This window comes from Mesorhizobium sp. M0184 (assembly GCF_040322215.1).
GTDB lineage: Bacteria > Pseudomonadota > Alphaproteobacteria > Rhizobiales > Rhizobiaceae > Mesorhizobium.
This window is the reverse complement of record NZ_JAMYSZ010000001.1, coordinates 346,329-368,709: the sequence shown is the minus strand read 5'-3', so window position 1 is coordinate 368,709 and position 22,381 is coordinate 346,329. Positions and strand designations below refer to the sequence as shown.

21 protein-coding genes and 1 pseudogene are annotated in these 22,381 nt (G+C 63.1%); 13 read left to right on the top strand and 9 right to left on the bottom strand.

The window, feature by feature from the left end; translation table 11 throughout:
- Nucleotides 1-13: 13 nt before the first annotated feature.
- Nucleotides 14-511, bottom strand: a complete 498-nt coding sequence (locus NKJ23_RS01855; RefSeq protein ID WP_348625935.1) for a response regulator — start codon at nt 509-511, stop codon at nt 14-16.
- A gap of 110 nt (nt 512-621) precedes the next feature.
- On the opposite strand from NKJ23_RS01855, the gene NKJ23_RS01850 reads away from it, so the two are divergent.
- Both NKJ23_RS01850 and NKJ23_RS01845 read left to right on the top strand, forming a co-directional pair.
- On the top strand, nt 622-948 hold the full coding sequence (locus NKJ23_RS01850; RefSeq protein WP_023678546.1) for an ElaB/YgaM/YqjD family protein: 327 nt from the start codon (nt 622-624) through the stop codon (nt 946-948).
- Between the two features lie 10 nt (nt 949-958).
- Nucleotides 959-1,438, top strand: a complete 480-nt coding sequence (locus NKJ23_RS01845; protein WP_023678547.1) for a hypothetical protein — start codon at nt 959-961, stop codon at nt 1,436-1,438.
- A gap of 55 nt (nt 1,439-1,493) precedes the next feature.
- Here the strand turns inward: NKJ23_RS01845 and NKJ23_RS01840 are convergent, their stop codons facing one another.
- On the bottom strand, nt 1,494-3,020 hold the full coding sequence (locus NKJ23_RS01840) for a sensor histidine kinase (protein WP_023678548.1): 1,527 nt from the start codon (nt 3,018-3,020) through the stop codon (nt 1,494-1,496).
- Nucleotides 3,021-3,166: 146 nt separating this feature from the next.
- On the opposite strand from NKJ23_RS01840, the gene NKJ23_RS01835 reads away from it, so the two are divergent.
- Nucleotides 3,167-3,340, top strand: coding sequence for a hypothetical protein (locus tag NKJ23_RS01835; RefSeq protein ID WP_023678549.1), 174 nt, complete (start codon nt 3,167-3,169; stop codon nt 3,338-3,340).
- 58 nt (nt 3,341-3,398) lie between these two features.
- Here NKJ23_RS01835 and NKJ23_RS01830 read toward each other — a convergent pair whose 3' ends face one another.
- Nucleotides 3,399-4,319: a diacylglycerol/lipid kinase family protein gene (locus NKJ23_RS01830; RefSeq protein WP_023678550.1), complete on the bottom strand. Its 921-nt coding sequence runs from the start codon at nt 4,317-4,319 to the stop codon at nt 3,399-3,401.
- 253 nt (nt 4,320-4,572) lie between these two features.
- Between NKJ23_RS01830 and NKJ23_RS01825 the strand changes: the two genes are divergently transcribed.
- Nucleotides 4,573-5,949 (top strand): PRC-barrel domain-containing protein, encoded by a 1,377-nt coding sequence (locus NKJ23_RS01825; protein WP_352451156.1) that lies wholly within the window; start codon nt 4,573-4,575, stop codon nt 5,947-5,949.
- A gap of 52 nt (nt 5,950-6,001) precedes the next feature.
- On the opposite strand, the gene NKJ23_RS01820 is transcribed toward NKJ23_RS01825, so the two are convergent.
- Nucleotides 6,002-7,594: an alkaline phosphatase family protein gene (locus tag NKJ23_RS01820; protein ID WP_352677842.1), complete on the bottom strand. Its 1,593-nt coding sequence runs from the start codon at nt 7,592-7,594 to the stop codon at nt 6,002-6,004.
- 208 nt (nt 7,595-7,802) lie between these two features.
- On the opposite strand from NKJ23_RS01820, the gene NKJ23_RS01815 reads away from it, so the two are divergent.
- The 4 genes from NKJ23_RS01815 (at nt 7,803) to NKJ23_RS01800 (ending at nt 10,918) form a co-directional block, all read left to right on the top strand.
- The gene (locus tag NKJ23_RS01815) at nt 7,803-8,735 is read left to right on the top strand and encodes a VOC family protein (protein ID WP_352677840.1); all 933 of its coding nucleotides are present in this window, start codon (nt 7,803-7,805) and stop codon (nt 8,733-8,735) included.
- 10 nt (nt 8,736-8,745) lie between these two features.
- Entirely contained in the window at nt 8,746-9,381 is a 636-nt protein-coding gene (locus NKJ23_RS01810; RefSeq protein ID WP_352570630.1) for an alpha/beta hydrolase, read from the top strand.
- Complete coding sequence (locus NKJ23_RS01805) at nt 9,374-9,673, top strand: GNAT family N-acetyltransferase (protein ID WP_352476216.1); 300 nt, start codon at nt 9,374-9,376, stop codon at nt 9,671-9,673. Before NKJ23_RS01810 ends, NKJ23_RS01805 begins: the two co-directional genes overlap by 8 nt.
- A 186-nt stretch (nt 9,674-9,859) precedes the next feature.
- Nucleotides 9,860-10,918, top strand: coding sequence for a dipeptidase (locus tag NKJ23_RS01800; RefSeq protein WP_352570629.1), 1,059 nt, complete (start codon nt 9,860-9,862; stop codon nt 10,916-10,918).
- A gap of 42 nt (nt 10,919-10,960) precedes the next feature.
- Here NKJ23_RS01800 and NKJ23_RS01795 read toward each other — a convergent pair whose 3' ends face one another.
- The gene (locus NKJ23_RS01795) at nt 10,961-11,221 is read right to left on the bottom strand and encodes a hypothetical protein (RefSeq protein ID WP_352570628.1); all 261 of its coding nucleotides are present in this window, start codon (nt 11,219-11,221) and stop codon (nt 10,961-10,963) included.
- Between the two features lie 332 nt (nt 11,222-11,553).
- Between NKJ23_RS01795 and betI the strand changes: the two genes are divergently transcribed.
- The 5 genes and pseudogenes from betI (at nt 11,554) to NKJ23_RS01770 (ending at nt 15,108) form a co-directional block, all read left to right on the top strand.
- On the top strand, nt 11,554-12,270 hold the full coding sequence (gene betI / locus NKJ23_RS01790) for a transcriptional regulator BetI (protein WP_502902479.1): 717 nt from the start codon (nt 11,554-11,556) through the stop codon (nt 12,268-12,270).
- 76 nt (nt 12,271-12,346) lie between these two features.
- Complete coding sequence (locus NKJ23_RS01785; protein ID WP_023678560.1) at nt 12,347-13,648, top strand: flavin monoamine oxidase family protein; 1,302 nt, start codon at nt 12,347-12,349, stop codon at nt 13,646-13,648.
- A gap of 20 nt (nt 13,649-13,668) precedes the next feature.
- Nucleotides 13,669-13,845: pseudogene (locus tag NKJ23_RS01780) on the top strand (aspartate aminotransferase family protein); the annotation flags it as partial.
- Between the two features lie 166 nt (nt 13,846-14,011).
- Nucleotides 14,012-14,158, top strand: coding sequence for an SDR family oxidoreductase (locus NKJ23_RS01775; RefSeq protein ID WP_502902481.1), 147 nt, complete (start codon nt 14,012-14,014; stop codon nt 14,156-14,158).
- Nucleotides 14,159-14,313: 155 nt separating this feature from the next.
- Entirely contained in the window at nt 14,314-15,108 is a 795-nt protein-coding gene (locus NKJ23_RS01770; RefSeq protein ID WP_352458279.1) for an inositol monophosphatase family protein, read from the top strand.
- On the opposite strand, the gene NKJ23_RS01765 is transcribed toward NKJ23_RS01770, so the two are convergent.
- The 4 genes from NKJ23_RS01765 to NKJ23_RS01750 form a co-directional block, all read right to left on the bottom strand.
- Nucleotides 15,098-16,174, bottom strand: coding sequence for an ABC transporter ATP-binding protein (locus NKJ23_RS01765; RefSeq protein WP_352677835.1), 1,077 nt, complete (start codon nt 16,172-16,174; stop codon nt 15,098-15,100). The genes NKJ23_RS01770 and NKJ23_RS01765 overlap by 11 nt on opposite strands.
- The gene (locus NKJ23_RS01760; protein ID WP_352677833.1) at nt 16,174-18,462 is read right to left on the bottom strand and encodes an ABC transporter permease; all 2,289 of its coding nucleotides are present in this window, start codon (nt 18,460-18,462) and stop codon (nt 16,174-16,176) included. The genes NKJ23_RS01765 and NKJ23_RS01760 overlap by 1 nt, the downstream gene beginning before the upstream one ends.
- 3 nt (nt 18,463-18,465) lie before the next feature.
- Nucleotides 18,466-19,494, bottom strand: a complete 1,029-nt coding sequence (locus NKJ23_RS01755; protein ID WP_352677831.1) for an ABC transporter substrate-binding protein — start codon at nt 19,492-19,494, stop codon at nt 18,466-18,468.
- A gap of 181 nt (nt 19,495-19,675) precedes the next feature.
- Complete coding sequence (locus tag NKJ23_RS01750; RefSeq protein ID WP_352677830.1) at nt 19,676-22,207, bottom strand: NAD-dependent epimerase/dehydratase family protein; 2,532 nt, start codon at nt 22,205-22,207, stop codon at nt 19,676-19,678.
- Nucleotides 22,208-22,381: the final 174 nt, after the last annotated feature.

Genomic DNA, 22,381 nt, shown 5'->3' with positions numbered 1-22,381 from the left:
ACCGCTCCGCGCCTCAGCGAAGAGGCGTGCGCCTGCAGGCCGTTACCACTGCCTCGACGAGATCGTCTCCCGAATAGGGCTTGGTGACCAGCCTGACGCCGGGAAAGGATTTCTTGATCTCGTCGGTATCTGAATAGCCCGAGGCGAAGACGAACGGGATGCCCGCTTCACGCAGCCGCGAAGCAAATTGGAGCGTCGAAACGCCGCTCAGCATGAGGTCGACGATGGCCACATCGAATTGCGCGGCAACGTCTTGCTGTTCGATCTCAGTCAGATCACGGGCGATGACCACATCGAGCGCGCCGTAGTCGCGGCAAAGCTGCTCGATATCCATGGCAATCAGGAACTCATCTTCCAGGATAAGAATCCGCAAACCGTCAAGCGATGGGCGCACGCAGCAATATCTCCTTAAATTCGTCTCTATCGTGAAACGGGGGAAGTCATGATCGTTATTTGGCATGCTGTCATTTAAAAAAGACGTGCCGGCGCGGATGCGTCGGCGTCGGCCCATGCAAGGCATTTGCAACGCGCGCTGCTGGAGATAGGGTTAGAAGAGGTTCGTGCCGGAACCTTGGGGTCTGTCGGGCGTTTCGACCGAGCAAAAGCATGGAGAGTGAAGCAATGGCGACTGCCGCAGGAAAGGCCGCGAACGAAGCCCGCACGAATTCCGATATTGAGGCCGACATCGCACAATTGAAGGCCGACATCGACCAACTTACCAAGCTGTTGGCCAAAACTGGCGAACATGGCTACGGGGCAGCACGGCGAGCCGCCGCCGAAAGCGTCGAGCAGTTGCGAACCCAGGGCGAGGCAGCCTTCGACAGCCTGCGCAGCAACGCCAGGGACATCGAGGCGCAGATGATAGCGCATATGCGCGAAAAACCGGTGACTTCGCTGGCGATCGCCGCAGGCGTCGGATTCCTCTTCGCTCTTCTCGCGCGCCGTTAGTTCTGCACGCATGGGAATGCTTGCATCGCTGATCTCGGGCCTTGCCTCGGGCGAAACCATTGCGGCGGTGCAACGCGCACGCGTCGCTGCGATTGTCTATTCGGTCGCAGCGCTCGCGGCGCTGTGCGGCCTCGGCTTCCTCGTCGGGGCGGCCTATATCTGGACGGCGGCCCGCTATGGGCCGATGGCAGCTTCCCTGAGCTTCGGGATCGGCTTTCTGGCAATCGCCGGTCTCATCCTGCTCGTCTACCGGATGTCGGCCGGCTCGCGCGCTAGGCGCCGGGCGAAGCGACGCAACGCCGACATGAAGGCTATCGGCATCACTGCGGTACTCGCCGTGCTGCCGGCGCTGCTCAAGGGCAAAGGTGGCCCGGGGAAGGCCGGACTGGGCGCGATTCTCGGCCCGGCGATAGCACTCGCCGCCTACGCTATCTACCGCGAGAACGTGAAGCGCGGCTCCGATGATCCGGATACCGGCAAACGGGAATAGTTCGGAGGGATAGTTCGGGGCAAACGATTCTGGCGCCGGTCGCAAAATGCTGGCGTCACAAATCTTCGAGCGGAATCGATATTTCGGCGACCACGCCTTCCGGCCGGAATTCATGGGTCACCTCGCTGGAAATGACCTTGGCCAGGCTGCGGCGGATCAGGATCGAGCCGAAGCCATGGCGTTCGGGCGGCGCAACCCGTGGGCCGCCGCTTTCACGCCAGGCCAGCAACAGACGCCGTGCGCCCTTCCTGCCTTGTACCCTCCAATCGAGATCGACCTTTCCGGAGGAAACCGAGAGCGACCCGTATTGCAGTGCGTTGCTAGCCAGTTCATGCAGGATCAGCCCGAGCCCGACTGCCTGGTCGGGTGACAGCAGGACATCGGCGCCGGAGATCGCCATGCGCGATTGTCCGGCGGCTTGGAACGGCTTTAGCTCGATCTCCACCAGCTCGCGGATGCCGATACCGCGCCACTCGCGGTCCGACAGCAGGCTGTGCGCAACGCCCAGTGCCTGCAGCCTGGCGCTGAAGGCTTCGAGGAATTCGCTTGGCTGGCGGGCATGGCGAACGGTCTGCGTCGCCAGCGCCTGTACGGTTGCCAAAGTGTTCTTGACGCGGTGATTGAGCTCGCGCAGCAACAGCCGTTGACGTTCGTCGCCAAGTTTGCGTTCGGTAATGTCGTAGTTGACGCCGAAGATCAGCGTTGGCTTGCCCTCGCCGTCGCGCTCTATGACGCGGCCGCGCGTTGCGATCCATCGCGGCGGATCGAGGCCTTTGACACGGTATTCGCCAAAATAATCGTCGCTGCCGGTCAGCGCGTCGCGAAAGCGTGTTTCGGTCTGGTGAACGTCGCGCGGGTCGATGGCGGTCAGGATGTCGCGCGCCCTCAGCCTGTTCGACTTCGGCAGGTTGAACAATTCGGACAGCAGGACATCGCAGTCGATCATATCGCTGCGGATATCCCATGCCCAGCTGGCAAGCGAAGCCGCGTCGAGCGCGATAGCGCGCCGCTTTTCCTCTCGAACCAGTGCTGCCTTGGCAATCGCCGCACTGCGGGTTGCATCCTTCAGCGTGAACAGGCTGGCGGCAAGGCCGGCCAGCGCCGACAGCTGGTCGAGCTGGACAGAGGAGGGACGTGCGTGCGGCTTCCGGTCGAGCACGCACAGCGTGCCGATCAGCGCGCCGTCGATTATGATGGGCACGCCTGCGTAAAAGCGGATATGATGCTCGCCGGTGACCAGCGGATTGGCTTTGAACCGCGGATCCGCCGCCGCGTCGGCCACCACCATCGGCACGTTGCCGGCTGCGATGGTATAGGCGCAGAACGATGTCTCGGTTGCGGTTTCGGTCTCGTCGAGGCCGATACAGGACTTGAACCACTGCCGCTCGGCATCGACCAGCGTGATCAGTGCGACAGACGTTTGCATAGCCGAAGCGGCAAGACCGCCGATACGATCGAAATCAGGGTCGGCAGCCCCGTCCAGCGTGTCGAGGCCGTGCAGCACGGCAAGGCGGTCCGCAGCGCCCACCACACGGCGAATATCGGCCGGCAGGCCCGGCGTGTTCTGGCTATTGTCGTCCACTATGCCCCCGGTGGCCGGCTCCGCTGATTGGTCAGACCAACCGGCCCGTCTGCTGCCTTGCAGAGCCGGAACTTTCGCGGCGGGGGACCGTTACCAGCCAACGCCCCGCCAGTTACGCCTGCCGGCGCCAAATATGGAGCCAGACAATGCCAAAAACCATTCCTGAAAACAAAGCCCGTCAAGGGCGGCGGGGTCGGCATGTCCTTCGTATCCTGATCGCCGCGCTGTTGCTGACTTTTATCGCCTGGGGCGTCGCCGAAATCTACGGCTGGATGATCGAGACGCCGAAGACCGAACAGGGCAACACGCCCAGCGGCTAGGTTCTCTCCATCGCTCGCGCCAGTTTGCATCACGCAACCCCACATCACGCATCCCACGTCAGGCAACCTTTGCCTCGACAGCGCGCGCCGGGACGAGAACATTCAACGCGCGCGGATGGATTTCGATGGTCGTCTCGCGATCGAGCTTTACCAGTTCGCCGTCCATGACGGCCTGAACTTTCCTGTTCGTCGAATGGATTTTCAAAACGGCGCGGTTTGCCTGATGGATTTCGACATGCTCGTTGCCGCGCCATTTCCCACGGGCGACGTCAAAGAGGAACCTGATCAACTCGCCGCGCCGCCTTGCCACGGTGACATAGATGCCCAGCACGCCGCCTGCCGGATTATCGGCATAGGGCAGGTGGCCCTCGCCGAACAGATTGTTGGTGATGCCGATGCCGGTGATCCGCGTTCTGATCTCGGCCTCACCGACCGTCAGCGTTACGTTCATGGCCGGCGGGTTGTTGATCGTTGCCCAAGCGGCCCGCACCGAGGCACGCATCTTCCCCAGCCGCGAGCCGAATTCCATCTTCTGGCGCAGTTGCACCATCCTGGCGTGCATGCCGATCGAGAATTGATGTACGAAAGGCCGGCCGTTGGCTGTTGCAATGTCAATTGCCATCACCTCGCCGTCGGCAAACGATTTCAGTGCCGCATCAAGGGTCTGCGGAATGCCGAGGCCGCGCGCAAAAAGATTCATTGTGCCAGCCGGCAGAATTGCAAGCGCCTTCTCCCCATTCATCAAACGGGCTGCCGCGGCCGAGATGGTGCCGTCGCCGCCGCCCGCCAGCACGACGTCGATGCCGCGCCTGGAAGCTATGTCGTCCAGCGTGGCGACGATATCCTTGCCGGCGGCGATGTCGATATCGATCGAGTGACCAGCAGCCTCAAGCGTACCGCGGATCCGGCCGGCGAAGGCCTCAAGATCGATGGTGCGCAGGGTGCCGCCGTCCTTGTTCAGCACCGCTGCAAACCGCATGGCCGCTCCATTTTTCCAACACCTATCCGGCCGGGACGGGGTCCCAGCCGGGAGTGGAACGGGGCGGCCGAGAAAATGTTCCTTTCGACCAGCGTGGCGAATCCGAGAACCTTCGACATGGCACCGGGTGCGCCACGGCTTTTTTCGGAACAACAGTGTGGTCACAACGTTGTGAACATGCAGAAGACGCTGCGCCCGCAGCGACGCTATGCGGGTACGGCGTGCACGAAATCACCGACGAGGAGACACTAAGATGATCCGCACCCTTTTAACCACGACAGCAGTCGCAACATTGATTGCGACGGGTGCATTTGCGCAATCGGCGACGACCCCGGCGCCGGCGCAAGCACCCGCCGTAGAGAATTCCGCTCCAGCCGCTCCGGTGCAACGCGCCGAGGGCAGTCTTGTCACCAATATCATCGGCGAGTCGGTTTATAACGGCACCGGCGACAATGCAGAGAATATCGGCAAGGTCACCGATGTCGTCTTCGACGAACGCGGCCAGGTAAAATCCATCGTCATCGGCGTCGGCGGGTTCCTCGGCATTGGGACCAAGAACGTCGCCTTCGACTTCAGCAAGATGCAATGGGCCGAAAGAAATGGCGATCGCTGGCTGATAGCGCAAACGACGAAGGATGAGCTGACGGCTCATCCGGATTTCGACCGCAAGCCCTATGATCCGGCGCCTGCGGCGACAGACACCACGGCTACGGCTCCTGCCGCTCCGTCGACCTCCACCGATACGGCGCAGAACGCCCCGGCGGCGCCGGCCGGTAACAACCCCGCTCCGGTCGTGAAGCGCGCGGAAGGCAATCTTGCCACCAATATCATCGGCGAGACCGTCTACAACGGTACCGGCGACGACGCCCAGAACATCGGCGACGTAAACGACATCGTCATCAACAAGGAAGCCAAGGCGCAATCGCTGGTCATCGGTGTCGGCGGCTTCCTCGGCATAGGTGAAAAGAACGTCGCCTATGATTTCGACAAGGCGCAGTGGGCCGAGAGGAACGGCGATCGCTGGCTGGTTGCCCAAACCACCAAGGAAGAGCTGACGGCGCAGCCGGATTTCGACCGCAAGCCCTATGATCCGGCCCCGGCGACCACAGCGTCGAACGATGCCGCGGCTAATGCGCCAGCCGTCGTCACGCCTACTGTGACGGCCAGCAACACTGCCACGACCGATAACACTGCGACGACCAACAACACTGATCAGGCCAGTAAGACGGCTCAAAATGCCCCAGCGCCCGCAACGACGGCAGACCAGACCAAGACCGGGTCGATCGACAAGTCGACACTGACTGAAATGCCGATAGGCGAAATCCGGGCCGAGGATCTGGTTGGAACAACCGTTTACGGCGCCAACGATGTCAACGTCGGCGAGATCGGCGATATCGTGCTGGGCGGCGACAAGAAGGTCGACGCAGTCATCATCGACGTCGGCGGCTTCCTTGGCATCGGCGAGAAGGAGGTGGCGGTCGGCATGGACAACCTGAAATTCATGACCGACAAGAACGGCAAGCGCTATCTCTACACGAACTTCACCAAGGAGCAGCTTGAGGCGCAGGCCCCCTATGACAAGGCCAGCTATGCGCAAAATCGCGAGAAACAGCGCATGATCATGCGCTAAGCTGCGCACAGGCCGACAGAGAAGCCCGCGCCGGCAACCGCGCGGGCTTTGCTTATCTCGAGGGGAAGCCGGCGACATGGCCGGCAACGCCATTGTCCGTCAATTCGGCGAGCGCCAAAGACTGGTCGAGATGCTCGGCCCGCCAGGCGAGCAACTTCTCGGCAAATTCCACCCGTGCCAGCAGATAGGCTGGGTCGTCAGCGACATTGGTCAACTCGCGCGCATCCTTCTCCAGGTCGAAGAGCAAGGGCGGCAGGCCTCCGCCGAAATGCACATATTTGAATTTTTGCGTGCGAACGACGGCGAGATTGCACTGACGCGGACCGACGCCGAAATACCGTTCGGCATCACCATCCGCGATCGAGCGGAAATCGAACTCCCAATGCGCCGCATCGCGCCAATTGTCCGGCTCCGTTGCGTCCAGGAAGGGCGCCAGCGAGCGGCCGTCGAGATGCGGCAGCACTTCGCCGCCAGTGAGCTCGAGCCCAGTGAGCTCAAGCAAGGTCGGCGCCAAATCCACCGCCTCGGTGAAGCGGTCGACGCTGCTGCCGGCAGCCTTGCGGCGGCGCGGATCGCGAATGATCAGCGGAATATGGAAGCTGCAGTCGAAGAAGCCGCCCTTGCCCAGCATGAAATGGTCGCCCATCATCTCGGCGTGGTCGGAGGTCAGCACGATGACGGTGTCGTCCCATGCATCGGCCGCCTTGACCGCTTGCCAGACGCGGCCAAGCTGCGCGTCGACCTCCGAGATCATGCCGTAATAGAGCGCCCGGATGCGGCGAAAATTATCGTCGCCCCAGTCGCGCACCTTGCCCTCCGAGCCGGGACGGAATCTCGACCGTTCCTGCCGGTTAAGTTCATAGGCGAGATAAGGGTGGCTTGCTGCTTCGGCCTGCCAGCTTTCCGCGCGGTCAAAAGCTGGACCGATGGCCGGATCGTACATGGCGTTGTAAGGCGCCGGCACGATGAAGGGCGGGTGGGGGCTGATGAAGGAAAGATGCGCGAACCACGGGGCATCGCGCTCCTGCTCGCCGAGCCAGCGGATGAATTCGCCGGCCAGGAAGGCCGACGGCGTCTCGTCCTTCGAATAGATTGGCGGACCGTTGCTGATCGCGCCGTCGTTTTCCGGGATTTCGCCCGCCGGGCGGTGGATGTCGGGGGAGCCGGCGCCGGCGTCGACGCCGCGCGCCTTAAGCCATGACAGCCAGGGCTTCTGGTGCTCGGGCAGAGGCTGGCGTACGGTGAAGCCGGGCAGCACGCCTTCATAGCTTTTCAGCTGCGGGTCGCCGGGCGCCAGCGTGCGCGGATCGCGTGCCGTGTCGGTATAACCGAACAGCGTCGGTTCATAGCCGAGGGCGCGCACCCAGAGCGCTATGTTGCCGTGGCGGGCATCGAGCGGTGTGCCGTTGCGGCAGACACGATTGTTCATCTGGTAGAGGCCGGTGTAGAGGCAGGCGCGCGCCGGCGAGCAAGGTGCGGCGCCGCCATAGTGCTTCTGGAACAGAACGCCCTCGGCAGCCAGCGCGTCGGCATTCGGCGTCCTTACCACCTTGTGGCCAGCAGCTGACAGGCAGTCGCCCCGCCACTGGTCGCAGGTGATCAGGAGAATATTGGGGTGTTTTCCACTCAACCGCTGTATCCTCATGCTGGCTACATGCGTCGTTCATGGAGCGCAATTTCGACGAGTATGCAAGCCGGTCCAGTTTGCCGAATGGTGAACAAAACCTGCTTCGTCGTTCACTTTAACAGCACAGTCCATTCTGTGTTTGCCGCCTTTGCGGCCAGGAGGCGGATGCTCATATTTGCGTGGACAGCGGCAAGGGCCGCGCCGGCACAAGGAAAGGAGCAGAAACATGCTCGACCAAGTCAAGGGCCTGCATCACGTCACCTCGATGGCCAGCGATGCGCGCCAGAACAATGAATTCTTCACCGGGACGCTCGGTCTGCGGCGGGTCAAGAAAACCGTTAATTTCGACGTACCCGATGTCTACCACCTCTATTACGGCGACGAGGTCGGCACGCCCGGCTCGGTGATGACCTATTTCCCGTTTCCCAACATCGGCAAGGGCCGCCATGGCGTTGGCGAGGTCGGCACCACCGCTTACTCGGTGCCTGAGGGCACGCTCGGCTATTGGGAGAAACGGTTTGCCGAGCAAGGCGTCACCGGGCTCTCCCGCGAGGAGACGTTCGGCGAGAAGCGTCTTGCCTTCGCCGGCCCCGATGGCGACGGGTTTGCGCTGGTCGAGGACAGAGTGGACAGCCGTGCGCCCTGGGCCAAGGGTGGCATTCCCACCGACGAGGCGATCCGCGGCTTTCACTCGGTGTCGCTCAGGCTGAAAGACGGTGGCGCCACCGAAGAGCTGCTGAAATTCATGGGTTATGAGGAGATCGACAAGTCCGGCAATGTCAGGCGGCTGGCGGTGAAGAACGGCAACGGCGCCGATGTCGTCGATATCGAATCGCTGCCAGGGGCCGGCTTCGCCAATCTCGGCGCCGGCTCGGTCCACCATGTCGCCTTTGCCGTCGACAACCGCGCCAAGCAGCTCGAAGTGCGCAAGGCGCTGCTCGACACCGGTTATCAAGTGACGCCGGTAATCGACCGCGACTATTTCTGGGCGATCTACTTCCGCACACCGGGCGGCGTGCTGTTCGAAGTCGCTACCAGCGAGCCGGGCTTCGACCGCGACGAGGATACCGCCCATCTTGGCGAGGCGCTGAAGCTGCCGTCGCAACACCAGCATTTGCGGCCCTATCTCGAGCAGCATCTGCAGAAACTGGAAGACTGAGGGCAAGGTCATGAGCAAGGATTCGTATATTCACAAAGTGCTGCCCGGTTCGCCGGGCGGACCGCTACTCTTCGTCTTCCATGGCACCGGCGGCGACGAGGCCCAGCTTCTGTCGCTTGGGCGCGATCTTGCGCCGCAAGCGACGGTCGTCGCTCCGCGCGGCGATGTCTCGGAACAAGGCGCCGCACGCTTCTTCCGCCGGACCGGCGAGGGCGTTTACGATATGGGCGACATCACGCGAGCGACGGACAAGATGGCCGGCTTCGTCAAGGCACATGTCGAGACGGCAAGGCCATCTTCGGTGCTCGGCCTCGGTTACTCCAACGGCGCCAACATCCTGGCCTCGGTGCTGTTTGCCGAACCGTCGCTGTTCGACGCAACGGTGCTGATGCATCCGCTGATCCCGTTCGAGCCGGAGGTCAAGGGCAGCCTTGGCGGCAGCCGCATCCTGGTCACCGCCGGCAGGCGGGACCCGATCTGTTCGCCTGATTTGACGGCGCGGCTTGAAGCCTATTTGCGCGCCGATGGCGCCGATGTCACAGTCGAGTGGCATGACGGCGGCCATGAGGTGCGGCCGACCGAGATCGAGGCGGCGCGGCGACTGTTCGCCCTTGCGCCGGACGAAAGGACCGCAAGCCATGTCTGACCTATTGCCGGAGATCGAACTGGAGGACCGCGGTTCGAAGGGCCGCTATCTCCTGCGTGGGCCGGGCGGCGCCGAGGCGGAGATGACCTTCACCAAGATCGGCGAGCACCAGATCATCATCGACCATACCGAAGTGCCGGATGCATTTCGCGGCCAGGGCGCGGGGCTTCGCCTGGTCACCCGTGCCGTCGAGGATGCACGCGCGGCGGGCAAGACGATCATCCCGCTTTGCCCGTTCGCCAATGCCCAATTCCGCCGCCATCCGGAATGGGCGGACGTGCTGAAGCGGTAAGCACCGCCTCTCGATGAATGACAGGAGAAAGGGTGCGCGGCTTTACCGCGTGCCCCTTCAGCCATTGGAGGCGTACAAACACAGCGGCAACATGCGGGATTTGCGCAGAGCGCCAACCTTGCCCTAAGTATTGCCAGCAACCGGCTCGCCATCCGCGGCCCGACCACTTCAACCGAATGGCCCTCCATGACCGAATCCGATCTCGTTCCCGTCTTCGACGGCCACAACGACACGCTGCTCCGGCTCTACCAGTCGAAGGATGCGGACGTCGAAAAGCTGTTCGTCGAGGGGACGCCAGGTGGCCACATCGACCTGCCGCGCGCGAAGAAAGGCGGGTTTGCCGGCGGCATGTTCGCGATCTTCCCGCCGCCTGTCGAGAAATCCAAACGCGGCGCGGTGCCGCTGGCGCCGAGCGACAGCGAGCCCTTGCCGCCCGAGGTTCCGCGCGCCGATGCGCTCAACTCCAGCATAGCGATGGCCTCGATCCTGTTCAGGCTGGAGCGGGCTTCGGCGCTCACCGTCTGCCGCAGCGCCGGCGATGTGAGGAAGGCGATGGCGCAAGGCTCGATCGCGGCGGTGTTCCACATCGAAGGGGTCGAGGCGATCGACCCTGAGCTCACCCTGCTTGACGTTCTCCACGCAGCCGGCCTGCGCTCGCTCGGTATCGTCTGGAGCCGTCCCAATGCCTTCGGCCACGGCGTGCCGTTCCGTTTCCCGTCATCGCCCGATACAGGGCCGGGGCTGACCGATGCCGGCAAGGCGCTGGTGAAAGCCTGCAACCAGCTGAAGATCATGATCGATCTTTCGCATCTCAACGAAAAAGGTTTCCGCGACGTCGTCGAGATCAGCGACGCACCGCTGGTCGCGACCCATTCCAACGTGCACGCGATCTGCGGCCATTCGCGCAACCTCACCGAATGGCAGCTCGGCGCGATCCGCGACTCCGGCGGCATGGTCGGGCTGAACTTCGCCACCGGGTTCCTCCGCGAGGACGGCAGGATGAACGCCGACACCGGCCTCGACATCATGGTGCGCCATGTCGATTCGCTGCTGCAGGCGCTGGGCGAAGACGGCGTCGGCCTAGGCTCGGATTTCGACGGCGCCATGATCCCGGCCGTGATAGGCGATGTTGCCGGCCTGCCAAGACTGCTCGACGCATTCGCGGCACGCGGCTTCGGGCGCGCGCTGATCGAGAAGATCGCCTATCGCAACTGGCTAGGCATGCTGGAAAGGACCATCGGCTAAGCGGGTGATGCCGGCTTGACCGGAACGCGTTTTGGGGGCGGACTATTCGAAACCCATGCGTCTAAGCCAGTCCTGGCCAATGCCGCGATCACGGATGATCGGCAGCGGATCCGTCGAATCCAGGCGTGCGCAGATGCGGTAGACCTCGAGCGTCTCGGCGTTCATCTCGCCGCGTTTGTAGAAGAACATGGCCGCGGCATAGCGGGTGCGGCCCGACCATTTTTCGCCGAGCGGCGTGTTGATCAGCTGCCACTGTTCGGCGGCTTCGGCGTCGAGTTCGGGACTGTCGGTGTCGTCGGCCATATTTAGAAATCCGCGGGCGGACTGGTGCGGCGGTCGAGTTTGATGACCAGCCGCGGCGCCAGTTTGGCACGCCTCAGCAGCTTTTGATATTGCAGCTCGCGCCTGGCGTAGATCTCGACCCAAGGTCCGCTGCAGGCGGGCTCGGCGGCGCTGATCTGGTCTGCATCGCCGGGATCGCTGCCCTTTCGCCGACGGTGCCTTCGACATCGTTTTCTCCAAGGATGCAATCTCGACGAGAACATTCGAATATGGGCAGCCGTGCAGAAGGTGCTTGACAGTGGCAAACACCGTCCCACTGATCTTCGCGGCCGAAGCCGATCGGCTAGCCGGCGATGCTGGAGACCATCACCCCGATGAAGACAACAGAGGCGCGCGAAGCCCTCCTCGAACCGGCGCGAAAAAGCGATTCCGATAAGCGCGGCCGCAAAGCGTCGAAAGAGACAAGGCAGGTTCAACTGATCGAAGCGACTATCGATTCATTGGCCAAGCGCGGCTATTCGGAAACGACTATGGCCGACGTCGCCGACGGCGCCGGCCTGTCGCGCGGCATCGTCAATTTCCATTTCGAGAGCAAGGAGAAGCTGCTCGTCGCCACTTTGCAATACATGCATGACGAGTATTCGGCGCATTGGCGCAGCGCCTTGCAAAAGGCCGGCGATGATCCCGCCCGCCAGTTGCAGGCATTGGTGGTGGCCGATTTCGACCCCTCGATCTGCAACAAGCGCAAGCTGGCTGCCTGGTGTGCCTTCTGGGGCGAGGCCAAATCGCGACCGAAATATCAGGCCCTGAGCAGCGCACGCGATGCCGTCTACCAGAACATCTTCATCGATCTTTGCGCGGCGCTCAAGCAGAGCGGCTTCTATGCCTATGAGCCGCAGGTCATGGCGCTGGCGCTCAGCGCCATGCTGGATGGTCTGTGGCTGCGTTTGATGATGGGCACCGAGGACGCCACACGCGAGACGGCGCTGCAGGCCGCGAACGAGTTCCTGTCTGCGGCATTCCCCAAGCACTATCCGAACTCTGCAGCCCGCGGTGCCAGGCCGGCGTGAACCATCAAAAAGAGGGTGGACCAGCAATGAAGACAATGATCCGGCCCCTGACATTCGAGAAGATCAAGGCCGGCTAATGAAGTTCAAGATCGAACGAGCCGATGTGGCCATCGTCGGCGCCGGCTTCACCGGCCTGTCGGCCGCGCGTGAATTGAACCACGCCGGCATCGATGTCGTGCTGCTCGAAGCCCGCGACCGTGTTGGCGGCCGCGTCGAAGCCGTGCAGAACGGGCTCGGCGAGCGGATCGACAGCGGCGGCCAGTTCCTGTGCGAAGACATGCCGGAATTAATGGCGCTGGTGCGAGCGCGCGGCAAGACATTGGTCGAGACCCATGTCGCAGGCGAATTCGTCACGCAGCCGCGAATGAGCGAGGCGCAAGCCGGGCGCACTTACGGCACCGCGATGCGAATGCGCGAGCGGATGAATGCGATCGCACCGACCGACCCGACCATTGTCGGCTTGACGGTCGCGGCATGGCTCGATCGCCAGGCCGATCCCGACGATGCGAAGGCCGCCTTTCGGTCGATGATCGAGGGCCTGTGGTGCCTGGCAATGGAAAGGCTGCCGCTGTGGTACTTGATCGACAATGATCGCCGCATCACCAACGAGGTGTCGGAGCTGCAGTATTTCGTGGGCGAAACCATGCATTCGCTAGCGGATGATCTTGCGCGGGATCTCGGCGATCGACTGCGGCTGAATACAGCTGTCGAGGCCATTGAGCACGGGCCGGGAGGGGTTCGCGTCGTTTCGCCTGCCGGCGCGATCGAGGCACGAGCGGTACTGGTCGCCGTACCGCCGATGATGGCCTCGAGAGTGGATTTCGTGCCGCCGCTGCCGGCTGTGCTGAAGAGAGCCCTCGGCGTCTGGCAAAGCGGCGCGGTGATCAAAATGCTGGTGCGCTACCCCAAGGCTTTCTGGCGCGACAGGGGCTTGAGCGGCATGGTGATGTGGCGCGACCCGCACGGGCTTTTTGCCTGCGATGCCAGCAGGGACGAGGATCACGCAGCCCTTGTCGTCTTCATCGGCGGGCCGCTGGCGCAGCGCTGGCGGGATCTAGACGACGCGGCGTTGCGCGCAAAGGTGACGTCAAAGCTGGAAGAGGCGCTCGGTATCGAGGCGGCCGGCATCATCGATCTCAGTTATCGCGACTGGACTGGGGATCGCTGGAGCGGCGGCGGTTACAGCGATCTGATCGTCGATGCGACGGCAACCGATGCCGAACGCATTATCCGCGCCGGCGCGTCGCGGATCCATTTCGCCTCGTCGGAGCTGTCGCCATCATTTCCGGGCTACGTCGAGGGCGCCATCGTCGCCGGCCGCATTGCTGCGCTAAGAATTATTCAGTCTGCCATCGCCAGCAGAGCCTCGGGGTCATAAGCGAGGCGGATCAAGGTGCCGAGCGCATCGACGCGCATTGCCACGAGCTCGGCCTGTTGGTCCGGCCACTGATCAACATGTGCGTGATGTCGCCGCCATTGATCAGCGAGCAGATCGACGACATGGTGTCGATCCTGCGCGAAGGCATTTCGCGCACGATGGACGATCTGCGCCGCGAAGGTGTCCGGCGGGGATAGGCGTTTATCGCCGGCAATCTCGCCATTGCTGACAGCGGTCGTCCGCGCCTACGATGTCCGGCAGGGGCCTCGATCGCCTGTCTCTGGCCGCATCTCTGGGGAAACAAAGCATTGATGACCTATCGGACCTGTTCGGCCTCGCCGGTAAAACCGCCTTAATTTCCGGATTGAGCCGCGGCATTGGTCGGCCGCTGGCAACGTGGGCGAGGTCGACGAACTGGGCGGTGCCGCGATCTTCCTGGTTTCCGACGCGTCGAGCTTCATGGCCGGCCAGATCATCTATGTCGACGGCGACATGACCGGACCCGTATGAGCGTGACTGTCGCTGTCGGGCGCATGGAAGATCGGTCGGCCTTGGGGCCGCCCCGCAAAAGGCAGGGCTCGTCATTTGCACACTCTTATCTTCGCCGCTAAGCTTCTCCGGCTGGGGTATTTTCCTCAGATCACATTCGCCATCCCAAGGATCTCATGACACCCGACACAGCAACGCGCGAACAGTTCGCCATCGATCTCGCGCGGCGCGCCGGCGCGCTCGGCCTGAAGTATTTTCGCGATCTCGACAGCCTCGCCATCGAGAGCAAAGGCCATCAGGATATGGTTTCGCAGGCCGATCGCGAGGTCGAGCTGTTCATCCGCGCGGCAATGAAAGCCGCCTACCCGACCGATGGAATTGTCGGCGAGGAGCATGCCTCGGTCACCGGATCGAGCGGGCATGTCTGGGTGATAGATCCGATCGACGGCACCGCGAACTTCGTGCGGGGCATTCCGGCCTGGTGTGTGGTCATCGCCTGCGCCAAGGACGGCGACACTGTCGTGGGTGTCATCCACGAGCCCTCTACCGGCGAAACGTTCCATTGCCGCAAGGGCGGCGGCGCTTTTCTCAACGGCAAGCCGATCAGGGCAAGCGCGGCCACCAGCCTGACCGACGGCTCGTTGGGCACCGGCTTTTCCAACCGCGCCGAAATGCAAAACGTCGCCACGCTCATCGGCTTGCTGTTTTCAAAAGGCGGCGTGTTTTTCCGTAACGCATCCGGCGCGTTGATGCTCGCCTATGCGGCCGCCGGCAGGCTGCTCGGCTATGTCGAAGAGCATATGAACGCCTGGGACTGCCTGGCAGGCATGCTGCTGGTGGAAGAAGCCGGCGGCACGATCGTCAAGCCCGACCCAAAAACGGTTCTGGAAAACGGCGCGCTGGTGATTTGCAGCGGTGGCGGCGTGTTCGCGCAGGTTCACCAGCTCTGCGTGCAATCCTTCAAGCTTTGATCAGAACCGGTCCGCGCTCCGGAAAGCCGATGCCGACGGTGTCGCCTGCCTGAAACGGCGCATCGATGTTGTGCGATATTGCAAACACCTGGCCGTGCGGTGTGCCGATGATCAGTTCGAGATGGCTGCCGACATAGGTGACCTTTTCGAGCGTGCCGGCGATCGTCCGCGGCCTGCCGGCAGGCCCGATCTCGATGCGGCTCGGACGGACGGCCAGCTTCGCCGGGCCGACCAGCTGGCCTCGCGCCGGCAGTTTCAAGGCCAGCGAACCCAGCCGGACGGCAGCTTCATCGCCTCCTACCGAAACCACCTCGCAATCGAGGATGTTGGCTTCGCCGATGAAGTCGGCGACGAAAGCGTTGGCCGGTGCGTCGTAGAGTTCGCGTGGCGTGCCGTCCTGTGCGATCACCGCTTTGTTCATGACGATGATACGATCCGAAACCGCCAGCGCCTCTTCCTGGTCGTGTGTGACATAGACCACCGTCAGCCCGAGCTTGATCTGGATTTCCCTGATTTCCTCGCGCACGTGCCGGCGCAGCTTGGCGTCGAGATTTGACAGCGGCTCGTCGAACAGCAGCACTTGCGGTTCGAGCACCAGCGCGCGTGCCACCGCCACGCGCTGCTGCTGGCCGCCAGACAGTTCGCTGGGCAGGCGCGCCTCGAGACCGGTCAGGCCGACCAATTCCAGCCCGGCATGGGCGCGCGATGCGGCCTCCTTCTTGTCATGGCCGGAGAAACGCAAGCCATAGGAGACGTTCTCCATCACCGTCATGTGCGGAAACAGTGCATAGGACTGGAAAACCATGGACACGTCGCGGTCGGTGGCGGGCAGGCGGGTGACATCTTTGCCGCCTATCAGAATGCGGCCGCTGGACGGCATTTCAAGGCCGGCGATCATGCGCAGCGTCGTCGTCTTGCCGCAGCCGGAGGGCCCGAGAAGCGTCACCAGCTTGCCGGCTTCGATCGCAAGCGAGATGTCGTCGACCGCCGGCATGCTGGCGCCCGGATATGTCTTGGTGACATGGTCGAAGGTTACCGAGGCGGCGTTGCTGCGAATTTCGGCCATCACCCGGCTCCTGCTATTGTGGTCGGGCCGCCGGCCGTTCCGGGCAGGCTGACATTGGTGCGCACGCTCCAGCCGCCGTCGCCCTGCTGAATGCCGCGCCGGCCGATATTGCGGCTGCCTACAAGCAGCTGCATCAAGCCAACTACCATCAGCATGACGACGATCAGCACCGTCGAATAGGCGATGGCGATGCCGTATTCATTGTTCTCGACACGTCCAACGATGTAGCTGGTCGAGAGATCGTAGCGCGCGCTGACCAGAAAGATGACGGCGCTGATCGCGGTCATGGCGCGCACGAAGGAATAGACGAGCGCCGCCAGCATTGCCGATCTCAGCAAAGGCAGGATGACGCGCCTGAAGGTCTGCCACGAGTTGGCGCCAAGCGTCAGCGAGGATTCATCCAGGCTACGGTCGATCTGCGACATCGAGGCGACGCCGGCGCGCACGCCCACCGGCATGTTGCGGAAGATGAACGACAGTACGAGGATGATGCCGGTCCCGGTCAGCTCGATCGGCGGCACGTTGAAGGCAATGATGTAGCTGACGCCGATGACGGTTCCCGGAATCGCGAACGAGAGCATGGTCGCAAATTCGAAGGCGTTCTTGCCGCGGAAATTCTGGCGGACCAGAAGATAGGCGGTCAGAAGCCCGATCCCGGCCGTCAGAGGCGCCGATATCAGCGCGATCTCCATGGTCGTCCAGAAGGAGCTCCATGCCGAGCCCGACCAGTGGATGCCGAATTCGTTCCAGCCGACGGAGAACGCCTTCCGGTAGTGCTCCAGTGTCAGGCTCTGGTCGACCCCCCACAGCTTGACGAAGCTGCCATAGAAGATCACCGCGTAGACCAGTACGGTGAATGCCGTCCACAGTCCGGCGATGACATAGAGCGCGTATGTCAGCCCGGCAGGTAAGCGCGGATGGACGCCGGCGTCGCCCTTGCCGGTGACGGTGATGTAAGAGCGCCTGCCGATCCAGAAGCGCTGCGCATAAAAGGCGCCGAGCGTGAAGGCCAGCAGCACCAGCGCCAGGATCGCGGCAAGTGCCGCATCGTTCTGCGCGCCGACAATGGCAAAGAAGATTTCTGTCGACAGCACGTCGTAATTGCCGCTCAGCACCAGCGGATTGCCGAAATCGGCCATGCTCTCGATGAAGCCGAGCAGAAAGGCGTTGGCAAGGCCCGGCCGCATCAGCGGCAGGGATACGGTCCAAAAGGTCTGCCAGCGGCTGGCTCGGAGCGTCTGGGAGGCCTCTTCCATGGACGGGCTGACGCCTTCGACGACGCCCATCAGCACCAGGAAGGCGATCGGCGTGAAGGCGAGAACCTGGGCAATGAGCAGGCCGGGAAGTCCATATACCCAGCGTGTCGGCTGGAAACCGAAGAGACCGGCCACGCTCTGCGTCACTGCCCCTGACAGTCCGAACAACAAGATGATGGCAAGGCCGATGACGAAAGCCGGCGTGATGATCGGCAACACGGTCAGGGCGCGGAGCAGCTTGCCGTGGCGGAACCCGGTACGGGTCACGACCAGCGCGAACACCAGCCCCAGAAACATGGTCAGCAGGCCGACGAGCACGGCCAGCAGCAGCGAATTCCAGGCCACGCCGCAGCGGCTGCCGCCGGCAAGACAAGCCAGGCTCCACAGCCGCGAACTGAACAGCTTGGCCAGGAACGCGACAGGCGAGTAGCCGCCGTCGTCGGTCTGCATGGCATTGGCCAGCATCATCAGGATCGGCATGAAGATGAAAATGGCAACCATGGCGACGACAAAGCCGATCGAGCCGACGACGAAGACGTCGCCGGAGACGGCGCCGCGCGCGGCAACACCCAGGGTGAAAAGGAACAGAAAGGCACCGCTGACCAGCAAGGCGCCGTAGCCCATGCCGAATTGGCGGTCGCCAAGTTCGCCGAACAGGCTGGTAAGCCAGCCGAACTGCCAACCGCGCAGCCCGATGGCGAAGCCCTGGAACAACAGCCAGCCAAATCCGGCGGCGCCGACAATGATCAGCAGCCGGCTGAAAACCGGATCGGATTTGGTGCGGCCCCACAGAAGCAGCGGCACCGCCAGCAGCAGGCCGAGCGGCGCCAGCCACAGTTTCTCGCCCTTGAGGGCCAGAACCAGTGCCGGCGCGAATTCGCTGTCGGACGGGTAACCGTCGAACAGCCAGGAAAAGCCGAAGAACCCGTCCTCGATGCCGTACCAGGGCAGCACGGCAAACCCCAGCCATCCGACCGCCATCCAAAGGACGGCGACCGGTTCAATCGGCCAGCGGGTTTCGCGGAAGCGCATCTGCTATTGCGGCAGCGATGCGACCTCCTCCTCCCATTTTTTCAGCAGCCGCTTCCGCTCTTCGCTCGAGCCGTACTTCTTGAAGTCGTAGTCGATCAGCTTGATGGTGGAGAGGTCGGGCGCCTTGTCGGAGGTTTTTGCCGCCTTGTTCGACGGAACCTGGAACGACCCCGCCTTTTGCGCCATGGACTGGACGTCGGCCTCGAGCGCCCAGTCGTAGAATTTTTTCGCAGCCTCCAAGTTCCGCGCCCCCTTGATGATCGATTCCGAGCCGATCTCGTAGCCGGTTCCCTCGCAAGGGGTGACCGGAACGATCGGGAAACCTGCGACGACCTGCGACACGGCGTCGTGGATGAAGACGATGCCGATGGTGGTCTCGCCGAGACCGGCGGCCTTGATCGGCGCCGAACCCGACTTGGTGTACTGGTTGACGTTCTTGTGCAGGGCTTTCATGTATTCGAAACCCTTGTCCTCACCAAACAGCTGAACGATGGTCGCCAGCATATTGTATGCGGTCCCCGAGGAATTGGGGTTGGCGACCTGGATGTGCCCCTTGTATTCGGGCTTGATCAGATCGGCCCAGCATTTCGGTTCGGGCAGATTGTTCTTGGCCAGCAAATCCTTGTTGTAGCCGAAGCCCAGCGCACCCGAATAGATGCCGACCGTGCGGTAGCCGGACGTTTCCGCCTGCTTGATCGCCCAGGGCTGCAACTGGTTGAGCAGCGGCGATTTGTATTCCACTGTCAGGCCCTCCTCGGCTGCCTGCAGATGCGGATCGCCGGTGCCGCCCCACCAGATGTCTGCCTTTGGGTTGGCGGCCTCGGCGCGCAATTGCGCATAGATTTCGCCAGCGCTCTTGCGGGTCATATTGACGGTGATGCCGGTCTTCTCCTCGAACGCCCGCGCCGTCTGCTGGCACCAGACCTCGTCAACGCCGCAATACATGGTCAGGCTTTCGGCGGACGCCGATGACGACGCGGCCCACATACCGGCGGCGAGGATGCCGGCGCCGAGAATTGCCCTTTTTATCATGTTGAAATTCCTCCCTAAGTTATTTGCCGACTTATGAAACCCAGATACGCGGAAAATTCAAGTTGGAAGGGTACGGCCGCCTTTGCGCCTTTCGCCGACTTCCCGCTCGATATGTTCGACAGGTTGATGCGGATCAATCTTTGCAGTCACCTGGCCGATCGTCCAGCGCTGCTGAATATCCTCAGACGATGGCCCGGTCCCAGCCGCCATAATGCGCAGCGCTGCGCGTGCCGCGCGGCAGGCTGAGCCCGACCAGCAGGGCTCCGATCGCCAGATTGGCGAGGCTCGCGGCCGCACCGCCGGCGAGGATGAACGGAGAGAGGGCAATCCAGGCTCCAAGCGCGATGTTCAGAAAGCGGACGGCGCGCGCCACCTCGGCCATCGCGGTAACGGCTACCATGATGACCAGGCAGCCGATGACATGGTCGCTGAAGTAGAGCGGCGGGCTTGTGCCGAAGCTGAGCGGCGTGATCATCAGCAGGGCGCCGGCGAGCGTGCTGGCGACAAGGGTCCACGGGAAGTTCACACCGCCGGTGACGAAGTCCCGCGCCACTGCCGACAGCGGCCGGTCGAGGTCGGGCGTCGGCGTCTGGTCTTCCGAAAGTGCCGCTCCTCCGCACCAGAATGTGCGCCAGAACGGCTCTCCCGCCTGTTTGGCACGCCAAAGATACTGGCAGCTCGCCAGCACCTCGTCGACCGAATAAGGGATGAGCACGACGGTGACGGCAGCCTGGACGATGCAGAGCGTGCACAGCGCTCCGATGAGCGGTGGCTGGATGATGATGAAGCTGACGCTGACCACGCCGAGCGGGACGACCAGCAGGCCGAACAAAAGCACTATCCACGGCATGGTGCGCCAGCGGCGGCGGTCGCCGATCGCGCCAGCGAGGATATCCAGCGCATAGGCGAAGGCGCCCAGCCCGGCATCGGCGATCGGAAAGCCCTTGGAGACCCAGGAGGTGACCACCGCCTCGCTGCCATTGCCGGCCGGCGTTTCGCCCGGGCCGAACAACGGTTCCCAAAGGCCATCGATATGGCCAAGCTGATAGGCGGCGAGATAACGCGAGACGAACAGGCCGACAAAGGCGAGGCCGATTATGGGAATGCGCTGGGTGAAGAGGGAGGGCGAATAGCTCCAGCCGAGCGGGCGGTCGTCATCGGCGGCAAGGGCACGCCGGCTGATACCCGGCGTCGGCGGGATCATCACCGCGAACGCGACGATCAGCATGCCGGCCAACGTGTCGGTCGCGTAGGCTCCGGCGCTGGTGGTCCAGAACAGGAGCGGCGCGAACATCACCCAAACCCCGATCGAGGCCGTGAGCCATTGCAGGCCGTGCCAACGCCGGCGCATCCCGGCAAGTGCCAGCAAAAGGATGGCGAGGCCGGATACGATCTCGCTGATGCCGAGCCTGCCGTCTCGCATCTCCGGCGAGGCGATCTCGTGCCCGAGCGCCGGCGGAATCGGGGCCGCGACGGGATCGAACAGGCCGAGCGTGAAGGGCGACAAAACGAGCCACAGCCCGATCGCAACGTTGGTCAGCGGCGCCCAGAGCGTTGCGGCCCGGTGGCGTTCGGTTTCCGCCTCGACCTCGTCGTCCGAGCGCTCGAGCGGGCGCTGCAGCCGTTCGGCGGCCTGGTCGAGCTCGGGCGCGGAAGCGGCGACCGCCGATGGTTCAAGCTTGTTCTTCTTGTACCAGTCGGTAGGATCCGCCTTCAGCCGCCGGATCATTTCCGGCAAGGTAGCGGTCAGGCTGTGCCGCGGCTTCCAGCCAAGCAGGCGCCTGGCGCGGGAGATGTCGATCTCGTAGTGATCGTCGGCGTTCTCGATCATCCATGGCTTGATGTCGGTCTCCTGGTCGAGAACCTTCTCCTGCATCCAGGCACCGAGCTTCGTCACCTCTTTTGGCAGGGACAGGGTCCGCCAGGTTTCGCCATGCAGGAGCTGCCCGATCTGCTTCTGCATCTCGTCGTAGGACGGCGTCTCTTCTTCGCCGATCAGCAGTACGGTCTCGTTGGGAAGCGCGCTGCGCCGGTCGACGGTGCGCACCACGGCGTCGACGAGATCGTCCAGATGCAGGTAGGGCTGGCCGGTGGTGATGTCGCCGGTGAAAAGATAGGCGGTCGGCATGCGCTCGAAAATGCGGGCGATCTGCTGGGCGATGAAGGCCGCGTGACAATCCTCGTCATAGACGCCCGCCAGTCGCAGGATCGCAACCTTGATGTCGCCGTGCTCCTTCAGGATCAGCGTCTCGGTCTCGGCCTTCGATCTCGGATAGGCCCAGGCCGGATCGGTCGGCGATCGCTCGTCGATCCTGGCGCCCTTCGCCGGGCTCGGCGCATGCACCAGCAACGTGCTCGAAAACACGAACTGCTCCGTCTCGAGCCCCCTCAGCGCGTTCAGCAGCCGGCGCGTTCCCTCGACGGTCACCGCGCCGTATTTCGGATTATCCTCGCCGGTCGTGTCGTAATAGGCCGCGAGATGGATCACCGAGGCAACGCGGCCGCCGCTCCGCTCGCGCACCTCGGCCAGTGCCTTCGCCACGCTCGCGTCCGAGGTAAGGTCGATCTCGATCGTCTCGACGCCGGGCAAGGATCGTCTGGCAACATCAAGGCCGATGATGTCGTAGCGCTCCATCAAGTCGCGAGCGATGGCTTGGCCCAGAAACCCGCTGCTGCCTGTGATCAGGACGGTGGGACGGGTTTTGCCGGTCATGGCGAATCTCCTTGGCGATAGCCGGGTAGAAGAAGCCGAATGCTTCGGTCGCACATTCGGAACCATGTTCGTTGAGAACGGTTCCCGATGAGGTAGCACCACAGAATGGGTGCGCGCGGCGATCCGTCAGACCGACGGCCATTCGTGCCGGGCGGATTGCGTTCGTGCACAAGT

Coding starts and splice junctions, on each gene's coding strand:
- NKJ23_RS01855 (WP_348625935.1), bottom strand. CDS start 511: ATGGGCCGACGCCGACGCATCCGCGCCGGCACGTCTTTTTTAAATGAC.
- NKJ23_RS01850 (WP_023678546.1), top strand. CDS start 622: ATGGCGACTGCCGCAGGAAAGGCCGCGAACGAAGCCCGCACGAATTCC.
- NKJ23_RS01845 (WP_023678547.1), top strand. CDS start 959: ATGGGAATGCTTGCATCGCTGATCTCGGGCCTTGCCTCGGGCGAAACC.
- NKJ23_RS01835 (WP_023678549.1), top strand. CDS start 3,167: ATGCCAAAAACCATTCCTGAAAACAAAGCCCGTCAAGGGCGGCGGGGT.
- NKJ23_RS01830 (WP_023678550.1), bottom strand. CDS start 4,319: ATGCGGTTTGCAGCGGTGCTGAACAAGGACGGCGGCACCCTGCGCACC.
- NKJ23_RS01825 (WP_352451156.1), top strand. CDS start 4,573: ATGATCCGCACCCTTTTAACCACGACAGCAGTCGCAACATTGATTGCG.
- NKJ23_RS01820 (WP_352677842.1), bottom strand. CDS start 7,594: ATGAGGATACAGCGGTTGAGTGGAAAACACCCCAATATTCTCCTGATC.
- NKJ23_RS01815 (WP_352677840.1), top strand. CDS start 7,803: ATGCTCGACCAAGTCAAGGGCCTGCATCACGTCACCTCGATGGCCAGC.
- NKJ23_RS01810 (WP_352570630.1), top strand. CDS start 8,746: ATGAGCAAGGATTCGTATATTCACAAAGTGCTGCCCGGTTCGCCGGGC.
- NKJ23_RS01805 (WP_352476216.1), top strand. CDS start 9,374: ATGTCTGACCTATTGCCGGAGATCGAACTGGAGGACCGCGGTTCGAAG.
- NKJ23_RS01800 (WP_352570629.1), top strand. CDS start 9,860: ATGACCGAATCCGATCTCGTTCCCGTCTTCGACGGCCACAACGACACG.
- NKJ23_RS01795 (WP_352570628.1), bottom strand. CDS start 11,221: ATGGCCGACGACACCGACAGTCCCGAACTCGACGCCGAAGCCGCCGAA.
- betI (WP_502902479.1), top strand. CDS start 11,554: ATGCTGGAGACCATCACCCCGATGAAGACAACAGAGGCGCGCGAAGCC.
- NKJ23_RS01785 (WP_023678560.1), top strand. CDS start 12,347: ATGAAGTTCAAGATCGAACGAGCCGATGTGGCCATCGTCGGCGCCGGC.
- NKJ23_RS01770 (WP_352458279.1), top strand. CDS start 14,314: ATGACACCCGACACAGCAACGCGCGAACAGTTCGCCATCGATCTCGCG.
- NKJ23_RS01765 (WP_352677835.1), bottom strand. CDS start 16,174: ATGGCCGAAATTCGCAGCAACGCCGCCTCGGTAACCTTCGACCATGTC.
- NKJ23_RS01760 (WP_352677833.1), bottom strand. CDS start 18,462: ATGCGCTTCCGCGAAACCCGCTGGCCGATTGAACCGGTCGCCGTCCTT.
- NKJ23_RS01755 (WP_352677831.1), bottom strand. CDS start 19,494: ATGATAAAAAGGGCAATTCTCGGCGCCGGCATCCTCGCCGCCGGTATG.
- NKJ23_RS01750 (WP_352677830.1), bottom strand. CDS start 22,207: ATGACCGGCAAAACCCGTCCCACCGTCCTGATCACAGGCAGCAGCGGG.